This is a genomic window from Pseudomonas sp. Sample_14 (assembly GCF_004307515.1).
Taxonomy (GTDB): domain Bacteria; phylum Pseudomonadota; class Gammaproteobacteria; order Pseudomonadales; family Pseudomonadaceae; genus Aquipseudomonas; species Aquipseudomonas atacamensis.
Window position 1 is genome coordinate 110219 of sequence record NZ_RCOC01000025.1, and the last position, 16925, is coordinate 127143.

The window sequence follows — 16925 nt, forward strand, 5'->3', positions numbered from 1 at the left end:
GCATGACTAAATCACTGCCCCTCAGCCTGATCGCAGCCCTCGGTGAAAACCGCGTGATCGGCGTCGACAACAGCATGCCCTGGCACTTGCCGGGGGACTTCAAATACTTCAAGGCGACCACGCTCGGCAAGCCGATCATCATGGGTCGCAAGACCTGGGATTCGCTCGGCCGGCCGCTGCCGGGGCGCTTGAACATCGTGGTCAGCCGCCAGCCTGATCTGCAACTCGAAGGCGCCGAGGTCTATCCGTCGCTGGAAGCCGCCGTGGCCCGCGCCGAGGAATGGGCGAAAGCCCAGGGCGTTGATGAACTGATGCTGATTGGCGGCGCGCAGTTGTATGCGCAGGGACTGGCGCAGGCCGATCGGCTGTACCTGACCCGCGTGGCGCTGAGCCCGGAAGGGGATGCGTGGTTTCCAGAGTTTGACTTGAGCGAGTGGAAACTGGTCTCGAACGTGCCGAATCCGGCAGAGGGCGATAAACCTGCATATAGCTTTGAGGTCTGGGAGAAAGCCTAACAGCTTCGCGAGCAGGCTCGCTCCCACAGGGGAACGCATTTCAGTGTGGGAGCGAGCCTGCTCGCGAAGAGGCCCGCTCAGTCGCTGAGAAGCTTAAGCCTGGGCCAACTCTGCGTGCTCATCGGCATCCAGCAGCGCTTTATCCGTCTGCTGCATGACCTGACTGGTAATCGCCCCGGCGGTAATCGAGCCACTCACGTTCAACGCGGTGCGGCCCATATCGATCAGCGGCTCGACCGAAATCAGCAGGGCCACCAGTGACACCGGCAAGCCCATCGCCGGCAGCACGATCAGTGCGGCGAACGTCGCGCCGCCACCGACCCCGGCGACACCGGCCGAGCTCAACGTGACAATCGCCACCAGCGTCGCGATCCACAGCGGATCCAGCGGGTTGATGCCGACCGTTGGTGCGACCATCACCGCCAACATCGCCGGGTACAGGCCTGCGCAACCGTTCTGGCCGATGGTCGCACCGAACGAGGCAGCGAAACTGGCGACTGACGACGGAATACCCAGGCGGCGGGTCTGCGCTTCAATGCTCAGCGGAATGGTCGCCGCGCTGGAGCGGCTGGTGAAGGCGAAGGTCAGGACCGGCCAGATCTTGCGGAAGAAGCGCAGCGGGTTGATCCCGGCGGCCGACACCAGCACGCCGTGCACAACGAACATCAGGCCCAGGCCGATATACGAGACCACGACGAAACTGCCGAGCTTGATGATGTCCTGCAGGTTGGAACCGGCGACCACTTTGGTCATCAGCGCCAGCACGCCGTAGGGGGTCAGCTTCATCACCAGACGCACCAGTCGCATCACCCAGGCTTGCAGGGTGTCGATAGCGTTGATCACTTTCTGACCTTTCTCGACGTCGTCCTTGAGCAGTTGCAGTGCAGCAACCCCAAGGAACGCGGCAAAAATCACCACACTGATGATCGAAGTCGGCTTGGCCCGGGCCAGGTCGGCGAACGGGTTCTGCGGAATGAACGACAGCAGCAATTGCGGCACATTCACGTCGGCAACCTTGCCGGCGTAGTCGTTTTGAATGGTTTGCAGGCGCGCCATTTCCTGAGTGCCGGCGACCAGACCTTCAGCGGTAAGGCCGAACAGGTTGGTCAGGCCGATGCCGATCAACGCCGCGATGGCGGTGGTGAACAGCAGCGTGCCGATGGTCAGGAAACTGATCTTGCCCAGCGACGAAGCGTTGTGCAGGCGTGCCACGGCGCTGAGGATCGAAGCAAACACCAGCGGGATCACGATCATTTGCAGCAACTGCACGTAACCGTTGCCGACCAGATCGAACCAGCCGATCGAGGCTTTCAGCACCGGGTTGCCGGCACCGTAAATCGTGTGCAGCGCAACGCCGAACGCCACGCCGAGGACCAGTGCAAGCAGGACTTTTTTCGCCAGGCTCCAAGTGGTGTGGCGGGTTTGCGCCAGACCGAGGAGCAAGGCGAGGAACACCAGCAGGTTGAGAATCAACGGTAGATTCATGAGAACTCCAGTAAAGACTGTGCCAACAGCCGTCCGGGGCTGCTGCGAACCGGAAAGCCTAACAGCTTGATTTGCAATGATTTAATACCGAAATGGCAGGGCGTCCGTCGTTTTTGGAATAAGCGCGTGTCGCTGTCGGCAATGCAACTGACGCGCAGGGGACGCAAGCGGTCGCTGACAGGCGAGGGTTGTCACACTGATTTGTTAGCGTCGAACTCTTTGCATCGGGGAGTAGCGCTATGAAAATTGCACGCACGTTGTTGGCTGTAGCACTGGCGGCTGGCCTCGTCGGCCAGGCATTGGCCACGGACCTCAAGCATTGGCCGGCAGATCAGGCCAAGGCGCTGGACGCGATGATCGCTGCCAACGCCAACAAGGGTAATTACGCGGTGTTCGACATGGACAACACCAGTTACCGCTACGACCTCGAAGAATCCTTGCTGCCGTTCATGGAAAACAAGGGCCTTATTACCCGCGACAAGCTCGACCCCTCGCTGAAACTGATGCCGTTCAAGGACACCGCCGAGCACAAGGAAAGCCTGTTCAGTTATTACTACCGGCTCTGCGAAGTCGACGACATGGTCTGCTACCCGTGGGTGGCGCAGGTGTTCTCCGGCTTCACACTCAAGGAGCTCAAGGGCTACGTCGATGAGCTGATGGCTTCGGGCAAACCGGTGCCGGCGACGTATTACGAAGGCGATGTGGTGAAGAAGCTCGACGTCAATCCGCCGAAGATCTTCACTGGCCAGCAAGAGCTGTATAACAAGCTGATGGAGAACGGCATCGAGGTTTACGTGATGACCGCCGCTTCAGAGGAACTGGTGCGTATGGTCGCGGCGGATCCCAAGTACGGCTACAACGTCAAACCGCAGAACGTCATTGGCGTTTCACTGCTGCTCAAGGATCAGAAGACCGGCGAGCTGACCACTGCGCGCAAACAGATCACTGCCGGCAAATATGACGAGAAGGCCAACCTCGGCCTGGAGCTGACGCCGTACCTGTGGACCCCGGCAACGTGGATGGCCGGCAAGCACGCGGCGATCCTCACCTACATCGATGAATGGAAAAAACCGGTACTGGTCGGCGGCGATACCCCGACGAGCGACGGTTACATGCTGTTCCACGATGTCGATGTGGCCAAGGGCGGCATTCACTTGTGGATCAACCGCAAGGACAAGTACATGACGCAAATCAACGGCATGATGGCCAGGCACGCGGCGGCGCAGGCCAAGGAAGGCTTGCCGGTGACAGCGGACAAGAACTGGGTGATCGTCAAGCCGGAAGAAATTCAATAAAAGCAGCTGCAAGCTACAAGCTACAAGCGGCAAGAAAAAGCAACTTGGCTCTTGCTTGAAGCTTGCAGCTTGAAGCTTTTGATCGTTCCCACGCTCTGCGTGGGAATGCAGCCCGTGACGCTCCGCGTCACTGGACGCGGAGCGTCCCTTGAGGCGTTCCCACGCAGAGCGTGGGAACGATCACCTTTGCTTGCAGCTTGCAGCTTGCAGCTGTAGCTGCCTCAAATCCCGTCGAGCATCGCTTTGTTACGCACAGCGCCCTTGTCGGCACTGGTCGCCAGCAGGGCGTAGGCCTTGAGGGCGGTGGTCACCTTGCGTGGGCGCACCTCGACCGGTTTCCAGCCTTTCTTATCCTGCTCGGCGCGGCGTGCCGCCAGTTCTTCGTCGCTGACCAACAGGTTGATCGAGCGGTTCGGAATGTCGATCAGCACCTTGTCGCCATCCTGCACCAGACCGATCGCGCCACCGGCCGCAGCCTCTGGCGAAGCGTGACCGATCGACAGGCCGGAAGTGCCGCCGGAGAAACGCCCGTCGGTGAGCAGCGCGCAGGCTTTGCCCAGACCTTTGGATTTCAGGTAGGACGTCGGGTAGAGCATTTCCTGCATGCCCGGGCCGCCTTTCGGGCCTTCGTAGCGAATGATGACGATGTCGCCTTCCTTCACTTCGTCAGCGAGGATGCCGCGCACGGCGCTGTCCTGGCTTTCGAAAATCTTCGCGTTGCCTTCGAAGACGTGGATCGACTCATCAACCCCGGCGGTTTTCACCACGCAGCCGTCCTGCGCGATGTTGCCGTACAGCACGGCGAGGCCGCCTTCTTTCGAATAGGCGTGCTCGAAGCTGCGGATGCAGCCGTTTTCACGGTCGTCGTCGAGGGTTTCCCAACGGGTCGACTGGCTGAACGCGGTCTGGGTCGGAATGCCCGCCGGACCTGCCTTGAAGAAGTGATGCACGGCTTCGTCGCTGGTCTGGGTGATGTCCCACTTGGCGATGGCTTCTTCCATGCTGCGGCTGTGCACGGTCGGCAGGTCGGTGTGCAGCAGGCCGCCACGGGCCAGCGAACCGAGGATGCTGAAAATGCCGCCGGCGCGGTGCACGTCTTCCATGTGGTACTTCTGGATGTTAGGTGCAACTTTGCACAGCTGCGGCACGCTGCGCGAGAGACGGTCGATGTCGCGCAGGTCGAAATCGATCTCGGCTTCCTGGGCAGCTGCGAGCAAGTGCAGGATGGTGTTGGTCGAACCGCCCATGGCGATGTCGAGCATCATCGCGTTCTCGAACGCCTTGAAGTTGGCGATGTTGCGCGGCAGCACGGAGTCATCGTTCTCGCCGTAGTAACGCTTGCACAGCTCGACGATGGTGCGACCGGCCTGGAGGAACAGCTGTTCGCGGTCGCTGTGGGTGGCCAGAGTGGAACCGTTGCCCGGCAAGGCCAGACCCAGTGCTTCGGTCAGGCAGTTCATCGAGTTGGCGGTGAACATGCCGGAGCACGAACCGCAGGTCGGGCAGGCGCTACGCTCGTACTCGGCGACTTTCTCGTCAGAAGCGCTGGAGTCGGCGGCGATTACCATGGCGTCGACGAGGTCGAGGCCGTGGGAAGCGAGTTTGGTCTTGCCGGCTTCCATCGGGCCACCGGAAACGAAGATCACCGGGATGTTCAGGCGCAGCGCGGCCATCAGCATGCCCGGGGTGATCTTGTCGCAGTTGGAAATGCACACGATGGCGTCGGCGCAGTGGGCATTGACCATGTACTCGACGGAGTCGGCGATGATCTCGCGACTCGGCAGCGAATACAGCATGCCGTCGTGGCCCATGGCGATGCCGTCATCGACAGCAATGGTGTTGAATTCCTTGGCCACGCCACCGGCGCGTTCGATTTCGCGGGCGACCAGTTGACCCAGGTCCTTCAGGTGCACATGCCCCGGGACGAACTGGGTGAACGAGTTGGCGATGGCAATGATCGGCTTCTTGAAGTCGTCATCTTTCATGCCGGTGGCGCGCCACAGTGCGCGGGCGCCGGCCATGTTGCGGCCGTGGGTGGATGTTTTCGAGCGGTAATCTGGCATGGAGCACTCCGGGCGGCTAATCACGTACTAAAGGGGAGTGAGCTTCTGTTGACCTCTGAAACACCCGAAAAATGGCCGTGTGTCCGGAAGCTGCCGATGACGTTGCGGGATCGCCGCTGGTCTCAGCCTGAGCTCATAAACCCGCCGGGGATGAATGGCGATGAATGAGGCGATTCTACACCGCTGGCGTCGCGAGGGAATGGCGCAAAGCGTTGTTCCCCCGTTGAAGAGGCACGCGGGATGACGACTGGCAGGATCAGTGGTCGCCTCCCGGCATCACCGGATTGCTGCGCAGGTTGCTGACGCGACGGCCAATCACGCTGTTGAGCAACAGCGATACGCCGCTCAGCACCACGAAGCCGTAACCCAGCGTCGCTTGCAGGTTGGCCGGGCCGAGGCTGATCAAGGCGCTGACCAGCCCGCCACAGATAAAGATGATGGTGCTGCCGGCGGACGCCGATGCGCCGGCATTTTCGGCGAACAGGCTCATGGCGCGGGAGGTAGCCGGCGGGCGTGAAATGGTCGTGCCTACCGTGCAGATCAGCATCGGAATCAGCACAGTCGCCGCTGACAGATCATGACTGGCCGCCAGATAGAGCATCACCAGCCCCGAGAGCAGGATCAGGCTCAGCCCGGTGAAAATCTGCTGTTGCGCATTGATATGCCGATTCAGCACGCTGGCGAACAGGCCGCCAAAGACATAGGCGGCGCCGTAGATCAGCAGGATCAAGGCGAAATCGTAAGGTGCCATCTGCAGCTGCTCCATGAAGATCAGCGGGGAAATGACAATGAAGGAAAAGTGGCAGGCGAAAGCGAAGGCGGAAATCAGCCAGCAGCCGACGAATTCGAAATTGCTCAGGACGCGCTGATAGGACTGGATGAAGCCCAGGCGGTTGGCATCATGAGGAGGACGGCTGTTATCGAGCAGCCGCCACGTCTTCACCAGAACCACGGCGGCCAAGGCGATGAACACCCAGAAGCTGCCGCGCCAGCCGAGCGTGGCCTGCAGAAACGTGCCCGCCAATGGTGATACCGAAATGAAGATGCCCGTGGCGGTGACCATCAGGATCCGCAGGCGATCACGCTCGTTGCCTTCGAACAGATCCTGCACCAGTGCCTGGGACAGCACGAAGCAACCGCATCCCAGCGCCTGCATCACCCGGAAAATCAGGAACAGCGTGTAGTCATTGCTCAGCACACAGCCCAGTGCGCCGAGCAGCGACACGCTCATGCCGGCAAGCAGCAGACCTTTGCGCCCGATCACATCGGACAACGGGCCGATCAATAACTGGGCAAATGCGATGCCCACGGCAAACAGACTGATCGACAGCGCGATGTCGTTTGACGATCGGCCAAAGTGGGCTGCCAATGCCGGAAAGGAAGGCAGCAGCACATCCAGCGGAAACACGCCTAGCAGGATCATCGCCAGCAGCAGGCTGATTGCTCCGCGCTGTTGTCGGCGGGTGGTTGCACGGCTGTGTTTATCCATCGATCAATCCTGCTTTGGCGAAGAGTGTCAGGTTATGGGGCAATGCAAAGAAGCCGGCCTTGTGCAGGGCCTCCACTGTAGGTTTGCAGCCAGCACGTGCACGGGCGCGGTTGGCCTGCACCGTTACCGTGCTGCCGACAATCTCCATCACGTCGATCTCGGCAATACCGGCCGAACGCAGGCTTTGTTGCAGCCAGCTTTCATCTGCTTCGAAGAAGATGGAAATGATCTCCACGAGGGTCTTGCTGGCGAACAGGCGCTGACGACTGTTCATCGCAATCCAGAAATAATGGAAGGCTTCGGCGAAATAACGGCTGTGCCGGGCTTCGTCGGCAAGGTGATCACGCAGCATGTCGTTCACGCTGGACACCAGCGTGTCGCGACAGACCTCCAGCAACTCGCGGGCAATGATCGTTTCCGAGACAAATCCCAGCAGGAACCAGGCCAGAGCGCGGTTTTTCTCCGGCGTGCGCGCGATCAAGGCGTTCATGCGGCTGATCCGCTTCGGAATGACCGGACGCCGGGTGATGCTGTAATACGCAGCGATCTGCTCGGCAATCTGGTTGGAAAACAGCGCGTGGTAGCCCTCGTCGGTATACAGCTGCAGTGCCGCATGTTTCATCGGCAGCGGTATGTAGATGGGCAGTTCGCGGTGCGCGATGACTTCCACGGCGCGGTTGACGATGCGGTGTTCGAGCAGGGTGGTGTAGTCGAGGAAATACACCAGATGATTGGCGGTAAGGCGGTGCAGGGTTTCGCGCCCTTTGGCCTGGATGGCCGGATGCGCCAGATAGGGCACGAAGGCCGGGGGGAACCAGTAGCGGGTTTGCAATTGCTGCTCGACATCGCCCGGTAACCGGTAGTCATGGGTACTGCTGCGTACCGATGCACGGCTCTCCCAGTCTGGAAGCGTGAATTTCAGCGACCATGACACCGGGGCTTCGCTCTCGTCCATCGCCGTGGGAATCATGACTGTGCTCCGCTGAGCAGATCACGCATTTCCTGGCACATGGCGTGACCATCGCTTTCGCCGCAACCGACAAAGAACAGCGGTTGCTCGGCGCTGCCCGCGATGCCGAGCAGGGTTTCAACCTGTGCGTCGGCAAATGCGCCGGTCAGCCAGGTGTTCAGCCCCAGCGTTGTTGCTACCAGTTGAAAGGTTTGCGAGAGATGACCGGCCTCGATGAATGCCATGCGATAGGCGCGCGAGTGTTCGTACTTCCACCAGAGACGATCAAACCTGGCGGTGATGAACACGCCCAGCGGCAGGTTGTTGATGAAGTGCTGGCCGCCGAGCAATTGGCCCAGTTCCGGATCCGGCAGCGCATTGATCCGACTCAGAGCGTGTTCGGCAGGGTGGTAGGCGTAGATGCCGGGTTCCAGCCCGCTGACATTTTGCGCCAGGACAAATCCCTCACAGGCGTTCAATCCGCCGCCGGACGGGCAGCTCCGGCGGGCCTCGAGACCCGGCGCGACCGGATCGGCGTGGGCATCTTCGCGCGGGGGAAGATAGCCGAGGGTCAGATAGAGCAGCGTGCCGACCTCGTTCAGTGTCACCGCCGCACCGGTGTAGGAACGACAGGTTTTGCGCCTCATCAGGGCCTGAGTCAGGCTGTCATCATTAATGGCGCCTGGTACGGGCAGGGTAATCAAGGGCTGCACTGATCGCGGCGCCGGGGTGTTCGCAGGTTCCGGCTTCGCCAGCACTTCGCTGCAGTGCGCCAGATATTGCCTGGACCACTCGTGAATATTCCGAGGCGTATGTGCGCAAGGTATATTTTGTGTGCCGATGTGATAAATCTTCGATAGTTCATCCCAGCCCCAATCCGGGGTGTCTATTTTTGAAGTTGTTAGAATGCCTGCATCCAGAAGTTGTCTGTCTATTATGTTGTTCGGGTCAAATATATCAGGGTTGTGTATAAGGCTGGCGAGGCGATGGGAGTATTCAAGATCAAGTTCGTGTTGAGTATGGTTCTTGTAGTTCCAGACTACTTGTCCGGGCGGGCGCGGCAATATAAAAAGAAAAGGATTGATATACATGGGTTCAGATCACTCAGGAAAGTCTGATGGACGCCAGAGTGCCGGCACTCTCCAGCGTCCAGGCTACTTAGCGGCCGGTGGCTGCAACCAGAAAGGCCAGGTTGGCGAGTTTGTCTGTTTCGAGATAAATGGTTTTCATGATGTGAACTCCTTGTTCGTTGGTAGTTGGAGTCGCTTCGTTGCGACAACTTCATATTAGTTTGTAATCGAATATTGGCAAGCGGATATTAGGTAGGAATATTCCAGTAATTTTGTCGGAGTGATCTTTTGCAGGAGACTTGCTGTGTAGGTTTAGTTTCCATGTTTTACAGGCATGACGAAACTTCCTGCAAGGCGGCGAGAAAGAAGTTGTAGGAAGAGAGCAAGGCACTCATGTCGAGTGTGAAAAAAACGGGCGGGGGGGCGCAAAAAAACGGGGAGCTCAGTGGCTCCCCGGTGTTCAAGCGCAATCAGCTGTTGGGCAGCAGACGGCAGGTGATGCTTTTGATGTAGCGGGTTTCAGCGATGGCCGGATGCACCGGATGATCCGGACCCTGACCGCCACGTTCGAGCATCTGGATGTTGCGGTCCAGATGACGGGCGCTGGTCAGCAGGATGTTCTGCAGATCGTCTTCCGGCAGGTGCATGGAGCACGAAGCACTGACCAGAATGCCGTCCTTGGTCAGCAGGCGCATGGCTTGCTCGTTGAGACGACGGTAGGCGCCTTCGCCGTTCTTCATGTCTTTCTTGCGTTTGATGAAGGCCGGCGGATCGGCAACGATCACGTCGAAGCGCTCTTCGCTGGCTTTCAGTTCCTTCAGCGCTTCAAAGACGTCGCCTTCGATGCAGGTCATCTTGTCCGCGAAGCCGTTCAGTGCAGCGTTGCGCTCGACACCGTCGAGGGCGAATGCAGAGGCGTCGACGCAGAACACTTCGCTGGCGCCGAACGCAGCGGCCTGCACGCCCCAGCCACCGATGTAGCTATAGAGATCAAGTACGCGTTTGCCCTTGGCGTAAGGTGCCAGGCGCGCGCGGTTCATGCGGTGATCGTAGAACCAGCCGGTTTTCTGCCCTTGAATGACCGGCGCTTCGAACTTGACGCCGTTTTCTTCCAGCGCGACCCATTCCGGCACCAGACCGAATACGGTTTCGACGTAGCGGTTGAGGCCTTCGGCGTCGCGGGCGGCGGAGTCGTTCTTGAACAGGATGCCGCTCGGCTTGAGCACCTGGGTCAACGCGGCGATCACGTCGTCTTTATGCGCTTCCATGGTCGCCGAGGCGATCTGCACCACGAGGATGTCGCCGAAACGATCGACCACCAGACCCGGCAGCAGGTCGGAGTCGCCGTAGACCAGACGATAGAACGGCTTGTCGAACAGGCGCTCGCGCAACGACAGCGCGACGTTCAGGCGATGCACCAGCAGCGACTTGTCGAGGGCCAGTTTGATGTCGCGCGACAGCAGGCGCGCGCAGATCAGGTTGTTCGGGCTCATGGCGACGATGCCCAACGGCTTGCCGCCAGCGGCTTCGAGCACCGCCTGATCGCCGGCCTTGAAGCCGTGCAGAGGCGTGGCGGCCACGTCGATTTCGTTGCTGTAGACCCACAAGTGGCCGTTGCGCAGGCGACGGTCGGCGTTGGCTTTGAGGCGCAGGCTAGGCAGGGACATGACGTCGCTCCGGAAAAAAGAGCGGGAGTATAGCGTGTTGAGGCGTGCTCCGGTCTGGCCTGCGATGAAAAGCGGGTGGCCCCTTCGCGAGCAGGCTCGCTCCCACACTTGGAATGCATTCACCTGTGGGAGCGAGCCTTCTCGCGAAAGCGATTTCAGCTCTTATGCAGCCAGTGCGTCAATCAGGGCCTGACTGAACGCCGGCACATCATCCGGCTGGCGGCTGCTGATCAGGTTGCCGTCCTTGACCACTTCCTGATCGACCCAGTTGACCCCGGCATTGACCAGATCGTCCTTGACCGTTTTGTAGCTGGTCATGGTCTTGCCGTTGACCAGTCCTGCGGAAATCAGCAACCAGCTGCCGTGGCAGATCACGGCAATCGGCTTGCCCGCCGAAGCGGCAGTCTTGACCAGATGCTGAGCATCCTGGTCGATACGGATGGTGTCGGAATTTTGCACACCACCCGGCAGCAGCACGGCATCGTATTGATCGACGCTCACAGCCTGGAAAGTGTTGGTGACGGGGAAGTCGTCGGCCGGTTTGTCATGGTTCCAGCCTTTGACGGTGCCGGCCTCGGCCGAGAGGATATCGACCTGCACGCCGGCCTGCTCCAGGGCATCCTTGGGGCCGGTCATTTCGACCTGTTCGAAACCATCGGTAACCAAAATAGCGACGCGTTTGCCATTGAGGGAAGTTGCCATCGGTAAGCTCCTGAGTCTGTGGAGATTTTGCCTTCGCAGCGGACCGATGAGGTCCGATGCGCCCTACAGATTCCGAAGCCTGGGCACAGATGAAAGTTCCGGCGATGTGCCCATCGGTGTGTCGCCCTGCGGTTTCAGCGGTTAGAATCGCCGCCTGCCCCGGAGTGTGTACTTATGTCCCAAGAGCTGACCACCGAACAGATTCAACAATCGCTGCAAGGCATCAGTGTGCCGGCGCAACCGCAGATCATGGTGGATCTGCAAATGGAGCAGTACATGCCCGACCCGGACCTGGAGGTGATCGCCAAACTGATCTCCCAGGACCCCGGTCTGTCCGGCGCGCTGCTGAAAATCGTCAACTCGCCGTATTACGGCCTGAGCAACAAGATCACCTCGATCCAGCGTGCGGTGAACCTGTTGGGCAGCCGCTCGATCATCAACCTGATCAACGCGCAGTCGATCAAGGGCGAGATGAACGATGACACCATCGTCACCCTCAACCGTTTCTGGGACACCGCGCAGGATGTGGCGATGACCTGCCTGACTCTGGCCAAGCGCATCGGCACCCAGGCCGGTGACGAAGCCTATGCGTTGGGCCTGTTCCACGATTGCGGCGTGCCATTGATGCTGCAGCGTTTCCCCAATTACATGACCGTGCTGGAAGAGGCCTACGCCAGCGCCAGCCCGGAATGCCGCGTGGTCGATACGGAAAACCGTGTGTTCAACACCAACCACGCCGTGGTCGGTTACTACACCGCCAAGTCCTGGCGCCTGCCGGAGCATGTCAGCGCCGCCATCGCCAACCACCACAATGCGCTGGCGATTTTCAGCGACGAATCGTCGAAGAACAGCCAACTGAAGAATTTGCTGGCGATTCTGAAAATGGCCGAGCACATCTGCGCCTCTTATCGCGTGCTGGGCAACCAGAGCGAGGATTTCGAGTGGAGCGCGGTGGGCCCGCTGGTGCTCGATTACGTCGGTCTGTCGGACTACGACTTCGAAACACTCAAACAAACGATTCGCGACCTCGGCGCGCATTGATCCGAGGACACCATGCCTGAACTGCCGGAAGTCGAAACCACCCGTCGTGGGATCGCCCCGCACCTGGAAGGCCAGCGGGTCAGCCGGGTCATCGTCCGCGACCGGCGCCTGCGCTGGCCGATCCCCGAAGACCTCGATGTGCGCCTGTCCGGGCAGCGCATCGTGCTGGTCGAGCGGCGCGCCAAATACCTGTTGATCAACGCCGAGATCGGCACGCTGATCAGCCATTTGGGCATGTCCGGCAATCTGCGTCTGGTCGAGGCGGGGTTGCCGGCGTTGAAGCACGAGCACGTCGATATCGAACTGGAGTCGGGACTGGCCCTGCGCTACACCGACCCGCGACGCTTCGGTGCGATGCTGTGGAGCAACGACCCGCTCAATCACGAACTGCTGATTCGCCTCGGGCCGGAGCCGCTGACCGATCTGTTCGATGGCGAGCGCCTGTTCCAGCTGTCACGCGGGCGCTCGATGGCGGTCAAGCCGTTCATCATGGACAACGCGGTGGTGGTCGGGGTCGGCAATATCTACGCGACCGAAGCGCTGTTCGCCGCCGGCATCGATCCGCGCCGCGAAGCCGGGGGCATTTCCCGCGGGCGTTACTTGAAACTGGCAATCGAGATCAAACGCATCCTCGCCGCCGCCATCGAGCGTGGCGGCACGACGCTGCGCGATTTCATTGGCGGAGATGGTCAGCCGGGCTATTTCCAGCAGGAACTGTTTGTCTACGGCCGCGGTGGTCAGCACTGCAAGGTCTGCGGTAGCGGCCTGCGCGAAGTGAAGCTGGGCCAGCGCGCCAGCGTGTTTTGCCCGCGCTGCCAGACCTGAAAAAATCCTTCGGTCTATAGTGAGAAGTCTTACTGCGCAGCCCGAAGGATCGTGCCATGAAAGTCCTGCAAGTCTTCTTCGTCACGCTGCTGTTGTGTTCCAGCCTGGCCGTTCAGGCCTCGGAAACCGGCAGCGGTGATCCGCGTTACACCATCCAGAATCCCCCGGCCTACGCCATGCTTGGCGACCTGCTGATTGCCCGACCTTTGCTGGTGGTGGCCACGGTGATCGGTGCGGGAGCATTTGTGGTGTCGTTGCCTTTTACCGCACTGGGCGGCGGTGTTGGCGATGCCGGTCAGGCGCTGGTGGTCGACCCGGCGAAAGCGGCGTTTGTGCGGTGTCTGGGGTGTACAGGGGAGGGGTTTGAGCAGCGCGAGTGAGCTGATCGGGTTTCAGTGGTGTGGCTGATGGCCCATTCGCGAGCAGGCTCGCTCCCACATGGGTTTTGGTGTTCACACAAATTTGTGTTTCACCACAGACTCTGTGGGAGCGGGCTTGCCCGCGATGGCTTCGGTACTGGCGCTGATGTGATCAGGCCTTGCCGGTGATCTTGCGGTACTTCTCCATCAACTGTTCTTCAGTCTCCGGATGGGCTTCGTCCAGTGGAATGCAATCCACCGGGCAGACCTGCTGGCACTGCGGCTCGTCGTAGTGGCCGACGCACTGGGTGCACAGGTTCGGGTCGATCACGTAGATCTCTTCGCCTTGGGAAATGGCGGCGTTCGGGCACTCGGGTTCGCAGACGTCGCAGTTGATGCAATCGTCGGTGATGATCAGGGACATGCTAACTCCAGCCGGGGCGGCAGGCCCGGGCGCTATAAATCAATGCGCGCAATTGTGCCGCATTGGCGAGCGCAGTGCACGCGGGGGCGATCAAGGGCACGAGACTGCAATCTTCAAAAGCAAAGATCGCAGCCTGCGGCAGCTCCTACTTTTTAAAGCGCAGGGTCAGCGCGTCGGCCACGGCCGGGTGGACGAACTTGCTGATATCGCCGCCCAGCGCGGCAATCTCCCGCACCAGCGTCGAGGAAATGAACGAATAACGCTCCGACGGCGTGAGAAACAGGCTCTCCACATCCGGCGCCAGTTGGCGGTTCATGTTGGCCAGCTGGAATTCGTATTCGAAGTCCGACACCGCACGCAGACCACGCAGGAACACATTGGCGTTCTGCTCTTTGGCGAAATGCGCGAGCAGCGTCGAGAAACCGACCACTTCCACGTTCGGCAGGTGTTTGGTGACCTCGCGAGCCAGTTCGACCCGTTGTTCCAGCGGGAACAGCGGGTTCTTTTTCGGGCTGGCGGCGACCGCAATGATCACGTGATCGAACAGGCGCGAGGCGCGTTCGACCAGATCGCCATGGCCCTTGGTAATAGGGTCGAAGGTACCTGGGTACAACACTCGGTTCATCGCGTCGTCCTGGCGGGAGTCCGTTGGGGAGTCGGATGGTATCGCAGCCTTCCCGGTCGGCCAAGTCGCCTGTTGGGTAAGAAAGCACTATAGACGATAGGAATATTCTGCTTTTTCATGGATTTTTCAGCCGATCAGCCAAGGCTGTCGCCAGTTGCGCGGTCAGGCCATACACCGACAGCTGGGGGTTGGCGCCGATGCTGGTGGGGAACAGCGAGCCATCGTGAATCGACAGATTGCTCAGTTGATGATGGCGGCCGAGGCTGTCAGCGACCGCGCTTTGCGGATCTTCACCCATCGCACAACCACCCATCACATGGGCGCTACCGAGTCGCGTGCGGTACAGCTCCAGGCTCAGTCCATCGATCATTGAGCGCGCCTCGGCCAGGGTCTTCACATAGCGGCCGTCGGCGTGCATCGGCATCACCGATTGCGCGCCGCCGGCGAACTGGATTTCGGCCATGACGTGAAAGGCCCGGCGCAAACCGTCCCATGCGTATTGCGAAACCTGATAGTCGAGCACCGGCGAGCCATCACCGCGCAGCTCCACCGAGCCACCGCTGCTGTCCGGGTGGAAGCCATCGCGCAGCAGCGCCAGCATCGCGTGGGTGTGCGGCAGGTCGGCCATATGCTGGGCGTTTTCCTTGCCGAAACCACCGAGCAGTGTGGCGGCCAGCGCCGGATGCAGCGGTGGCACTTCAAGTTTGAATGCCATCGGCCCGGTGGTGCCGTCCTTCCATTGAAAATGGTCGGAATAAATCGACTGCGGCGCGCCGTAGAACGGATTGACCACCTCGGCGAAACGCGCGGCGGACATGTTCACCGGGTGCAGAAAGGTGCGCTTGCCCACGCGCTCATGCGGATCCGGCGCGTCGGAGCGCAGCAACAGCGCCGGGCTGTTGATGCCGCCGCCGGCCAGCACGTAATGCCGCGCCTTGACGGTGATGCTGCGCCCGGTCGGCTCGACGCAGCGCTCGTCCATCGCCACGCAATGCAGGCCGGTAACCTTGTCGCCACTGATCAGCAGTTTCTCCACCCGCGCGAGATACAGCAGCTCGCCGCCCTTTTCCAGCGTCGCCGGGATGGTCGTTACCATCATCGATTGCTTGGCGTTGCTCGGACAGCCCATGCCGCAATAGCCGAGATTCCAGCAACCGCGAACGTTGCGCGGGATCACGTGCCAGCTGTAGCCAAGTTGCTCGCAGCCTTTGCGGATCACATCGTTGTTGGCATTGGGTGGCACCATCCACGGCGCGACGCCGAGGCGCTGCTCCATTTTTTCGAACCACGGCGCCATCTCTGCCGGACTATGGCCTTTGACGTTGTGCTCGCTGGCCCAGTGTTCGAGGGTCGGCTCGGGCGTGCGGAAGCTTGAGGTCCAGTTGATCAGCGTCGTACCGCCGACTGCGCGGCCCTGCAGGATCGTGATCGCGCCGTCCTTGCTCATGCGCCCGATGCCTTCCTGGTAGAGGCTGCTGTAGGCCTCGTCTTCGAGCAGTTTGAAATCCGAACTGGTCTTCAGCGGGCCTTCTTCGATCAGCAGGACTTTGTAGCCGGCCGCGCTGAGGATCTCCGCCGTGGTGCCGCCGCCGGCGCCACTGCCGATGATCGCCACGTCGGCTTCGAGGGTGAGGTCGTCGCTCAGTTGCGCGCCGTTGTAGGTTTTCCAGCCTCGGGCGAGGCCTTCGCGGAAGGGATCGGGTACGGGCATCGGTCAGGTTCTCTTTATTATTCTGGATGCTGTGGTGATGCAGCAGGCCCTGTCGCGAGCAGGCTCGCTCCCACAGGGGAATGCATTTCAAATGTGGGAGCGAGCCTGCTCGCGAAGGCCGCGCCCCGGTTTCAGACCCTCGGCGGCCCGGGATAACCGCAATGCGCCCAGGATTCGGCGCGGGTGTACCAGGCCATCATCACCATCTGCTGCAACGAGCTATGGCCCATGCGCAGCAAGCTCAGTGAACTGTTCTCCCAGCGTTCGAGGAAATGCCGCATCGCTTCAGGGCTGGCATTTTCCCAACTGCCCCAGATGCCGGTAAGCGGGCCACGGGTCACGGCCATGCCCAGCACGTCGAACAGTTGCCGAGTGAGCTTGAGCATTTCCGGCGACACGTGATCGAGGCTGTAGTCCAGCGACTTCAGCGTGCCGTCGACCGCTGCGGGTATTTCCCCGACGGCAACGGCGCCGTCGAGCATCACCGGGATCAGCGCGCGCAGGAACAGCAGATCGCCGTCGCGCAAAACGACAAAGCCGTTAGCGCTGACGCTCGACGAGCAGCCGGTGAGGCTGGCGCCAAGGCCGGCGGTGGCGAGAAACGCGCTGGCGCCGAGGCTGAATTTCAGCAGGCCACGGCGCGACAGGGCGGGTGTTTCGGTCAGGCTTGGGTGCATTGTTGTTATTACCCGGCGTCGACGAACG

General features: G+C 60.6%; 16 protein-coding genes. 5 read left to right on the top strand and 11 right to left on the bottom strand.

Features of this window, described 5'->3' with window-relative positions; genetic code table 11:
* Positions 1–2 precede the first annotated feature (2 nt).
* Positions 3–515: a dihydrofolate reductase gene (locus D8U61_RS05315; RefSeq protein ID WP_130926531.1), complete on the top strand. Its 513-nt coding sequence runs from the start codon at positions 3–5 to the stop codon at positions 513–515.
* 93 nt (positions 516–608) lie between these two features.
* Here D8U61_RS05315 and D8U61_RS05320 read toward each other — a convergent pair whose 3' ends face one another.
* Positions 609–2000, bottom strand: a complete 1392-nt coding sequence (locus D8U61_RS05320; protein ID WP_130926532.1) for an L-cystine transporter — start codon at positions 1998–2000, stop codon at positions 609–611.
* A gap of 239 nt (positions 2001–2239) precedes the next feature.
* On the opposite strand from D8U61_RS05320, the gene D8U61_RS05325 reads away from it, so the two are divergent.
* On the top strand, positions 2240–3295 hold the full coding sequence (locus D8U61_RS05325) for a haloacid dehalogenase-like hydrolase (protein WP_125925424.1): 1056 nt from the start codon (positions 2240–2242) through the stop codon (positions 3293–3295).
* Positions 3296–3516: 221 nt separating this feature from the next.
* On the opposite strand, the gene ilvD is transcribed toward D8U61_RS05325, so the two are convergent.
* The 6 genes from ilvD to D8U61_RS05360 form a co-directional block, all read right to left on the bottom strand.
* Positions 3517–5358: a dihydroxy-acid dehydratase gene (ilvD, locus tag D8U61_RS05335; protein ID WP_016772696.1), complete on the bottom strand. Its 1842-nt coding sequence runs from the start codon at positions 5356–5358 to the stop codon at positions 3517–3519.
* 256 nt (positions 5359–5614) lie between these two features.
* Positions 5615–6847, bottom strand: coding sequence for an MFS transporter (locus D8U61_RS05340; RefSeq protein WP_125925425.1), 1233 nt, complete (start codon positions 6845–6847; stop codon positions 5615–5617).
* Positions 6840–7817 carry a diiron oxygenase gene (locus D8U61_RS05345; protein WP_130926533.1) on the bottom strand — a complete coding sequence of 326 codons (978 nt, stop codon included), beginning with the start codon at positions 7815–7817 and terminating at the stop codon, positions 6840–6842. The genes D8U61_RS05340 and D8U61_RS05345 overlap by 8 nt, the downstream gene beginning before the upstream one ends.
* Entirely contained in the window at positions 7814–8887 is a 1074-nt protein-coding gene (locus D8U61_RS05350) for a SagB family peptide dehydrogenase (protein ID WP_130926534.1), read from the bottom strand. The genes D8U61_RS05345 and D8U61_RS05350 overlap by 4 nt, the downstream gene beginning before the upstream one ends.
* Before the next feature lie 449 nt (positions 8888–9336).
* A complete protein-coding gene (locus tag D8U61_RS05355; RefSeq protein WP_016772700.1) occupies positions 9337–10533 on the bottom strand; it encodes a class I SAM-dependent rRNA methyltransferase in 1197 nt (398 codons plus the stop codon).
* Positions 10534–10695: 162 nt separating this feature from the next.
* On the bottom strand, positions 10696–11235 hold the full coding sequence (locus tag D8U61_RS05360; protein WP_071172203.1) for a type 1 glutamine amidotransferase domain-containing protein: 540 nt from the start codon (positions 11233–11235) through the stop codon (positions 10696–10698).
* 228 nt (positions 11236–11463) lie between these two features.
* Between D8U61_RS05360 and D8U61_RS05365 the strand changes: the two genes are divergently transcribed.
* From D8U61_RS05365 to D8U61_RS05375, 3 genes are read left to right on the top strand one after another with little or no spacing between them, the layout of a single operon-like run.
* Entirely contained in the window at positions 11464–12276 is an 813-nt protein-coding gene (locus tag D8U61_RS05365) for an HDOD domain-containing protein (protein ID WP_160769650.1), read from the top strand.
* Between the two features lie 12 nt (positions 12277–12288).
* On the top strand, positions 12289–13101 hold the full coding sequence (gene mutM, locus D8U61_RS05370; protein WP_122698599.1) for a bifunctional DNA-formamidopyrimidine glycosylase/DNA-(apurinic or apyrimidinic site) lyase: 813 nt from the start codon (positions 12289–12291) through the stop codon (positions 13099–13101).
* Between the two features lie 56 nt (positions 13102–13157).
* Positions 13158–13481 carry a multidrug transporter gene (locus D8U61_RS05375; RefSeq protein WP_076564452.1) on the top strand — a complete coding sequence of 108 codons (324 nt, stop codon included), beginning with the start codon at positions 13158–13160 and terminating at the stop codon, positions 13479–13481.
* Positions 13482–13632: 151 nt separating this feature from the next.
* On the opposite strand, the gene D8U61_RS05380 is transcribed toward D8U61_RS05375, so the two are convergent.
* From D8U61_RS05380 to D8U61_RS05395, 4 genes are all read right to left on the bottom strand, one after another.
* Entirely contained in the window at positions 13633–13884 is a 252-nt protein-coding gene (locus tag D8U61_RS05380) for a YfhL family 4Fe-4S dicluster ferredoxin (RefSeq protein ID WP_003195146.1), read from the bottom strand.
* Positions 13885–14029: 145 nt separating this feature from the next.
* The gene (coaD, locus tag D8U61_RS05385; protein ID WP_003229157.1) at positions 14030–14509 is read right to left on the bottom strand and encodes a pantetheine-phosphate adenylyltransferase; all 480 of its coding nucleotides are present in this window, start codon (positions 14507–14509) and stop codon (positions 14030–14032) included.
* A 115-nt stretch (positions 14510–14624) separates the two neighbouring features.
* On the bottom strand, positions 14625–16220 hold the full coding sequence (locus D8U61_RS05390) for a GMC family oxidoreductase (protein ID WP_125925429.1): 1596 nt from the start codon (positions 16218–16220) through the stop codon (positions 14625–14627).
* A gap of 131 nt (positions 16221–16351) precedes the next feature.
* On the bottom strand, positions 16352–16897 hold the full coding sequence (locus D8U61_RS05395; protein WP_125925430.1) for a twin-arginine translocation pathway signal protein: 546 nt from the start codon (positions 16895–16897) through the stop codon (positions 16352–16354).
* Between the last annotated feature and the right edge of the window lie 28 nt (positions 16898–16925).

Excerpts from the sequence above, each read along its gene's own strand:
- coaD (WP_003229157.1), bottom strand. The coding sequence starts at position 14,509 with ATGAACCGAGTGTTGTACCCAGGTACCTTCGACCCTATTACCAAGGGC.
- D8U61_RS05345 (WP_130926533.1), bottom strand. The coding sequence starts at position 7,817 with ATGATTCCCACGGCGATGGACGAGAGCGAAGCCCCGGTGTCATGGTCG.
- D8U61_RS05380 (WP_003195146.1), bottom strand. The coding sequence starts at position 13,884 with ATGTCCCTGATCATCACCGACGATTGCATCAACTGCGACGTCTGCGAA.
- D8U61_RS05350 (WP_130926534.1), bottom strand. The coding sequence starts at position 8,887 with ATGTATATCAATCCTTTTCTTTTTATATTGCCGCGCCCGCCCGGACAA.
- D8U61_RS05360 (WP_071172203.1), bottom strand. The coding sequence starts at position 11,235 with ATGGCAACTTCCCTCAATGGCAAACGCGTCGCTATTTTGGTTACCGAT.
- D8U61_RS05390 (WP_125925429.1), bottom strand. The coding sequence starts at position 16,220 with ATGCCCGTACCCGATCCCTTCCGCGAAGGCCTCGCCCGAGGCTGGAAA.
- mutM (WP_122698599.1), top strand. The coding sequence starts at position 12,289 with ATGCCTGAACTGCCGGAAGTCGAAACCACCCGTCGTGGGATCGCCCCG.
- ilvD (WP_016772696.1), bottom strand. The coding sequence starts at position 5,358 with ATGCCAGATTACCGCTCGAAAACATCCACCCACGGCCGCAACATGGCC.
- D8U61_RS05325 (WP_125925424.1), top strand. The coding sequence starts at position 2,240 with ATGAAAATTGCACGCACGTTGTTGGCTGTAGCACTGGCGGCTGGCCTC.
- D8U61_RS05395 (WP_125925430.1), bottom strand. The coding sequence starts at position 16,897 with ATGCACCCAAGCCTGACCGAAACACCCGCCCTGTCGCGCCGTGGCCTG.
- D8U61_RS05375 (WP_076564452.1), top strand. The coding sequence starts at position 13,158 with ATGAAAGTCCTGCAAGTCTTCTTCGTCACGCTGCTGTTGTGTTCCAGC.
- D8U61_RS05340 (WP_125925425.1), bottom strand. The coding sequence starts at position 6,847 with ATGGATAAACACAGCCGTGCAACCACCCGCCGACAACAGCGCGGAGCA.
- D8U61_RS05315 (WP_130926531.1), top strand. The coding sequence starts at position 3 with ATGACTAAATCACTGCCCCTCAGCCTGATCGCAGCCCTCGGTGAAAAC.
- D8U61_RS05320 (WP_130926532.1), bottom strand. The coding sequence starts at position 2,000 with ATGAATCTACCGTTGATTCTCAACCTGCTGGTGTTCCTCGCCTTGCTC.
- D8U61_RS05355 (WP_016772700.1), bottom strand. The coding sequence starts at position 10,533 with ATGTCCCTGCCTAGCCTGCGCCTCAAAGCCAACGCCGACCGTCGCCTG.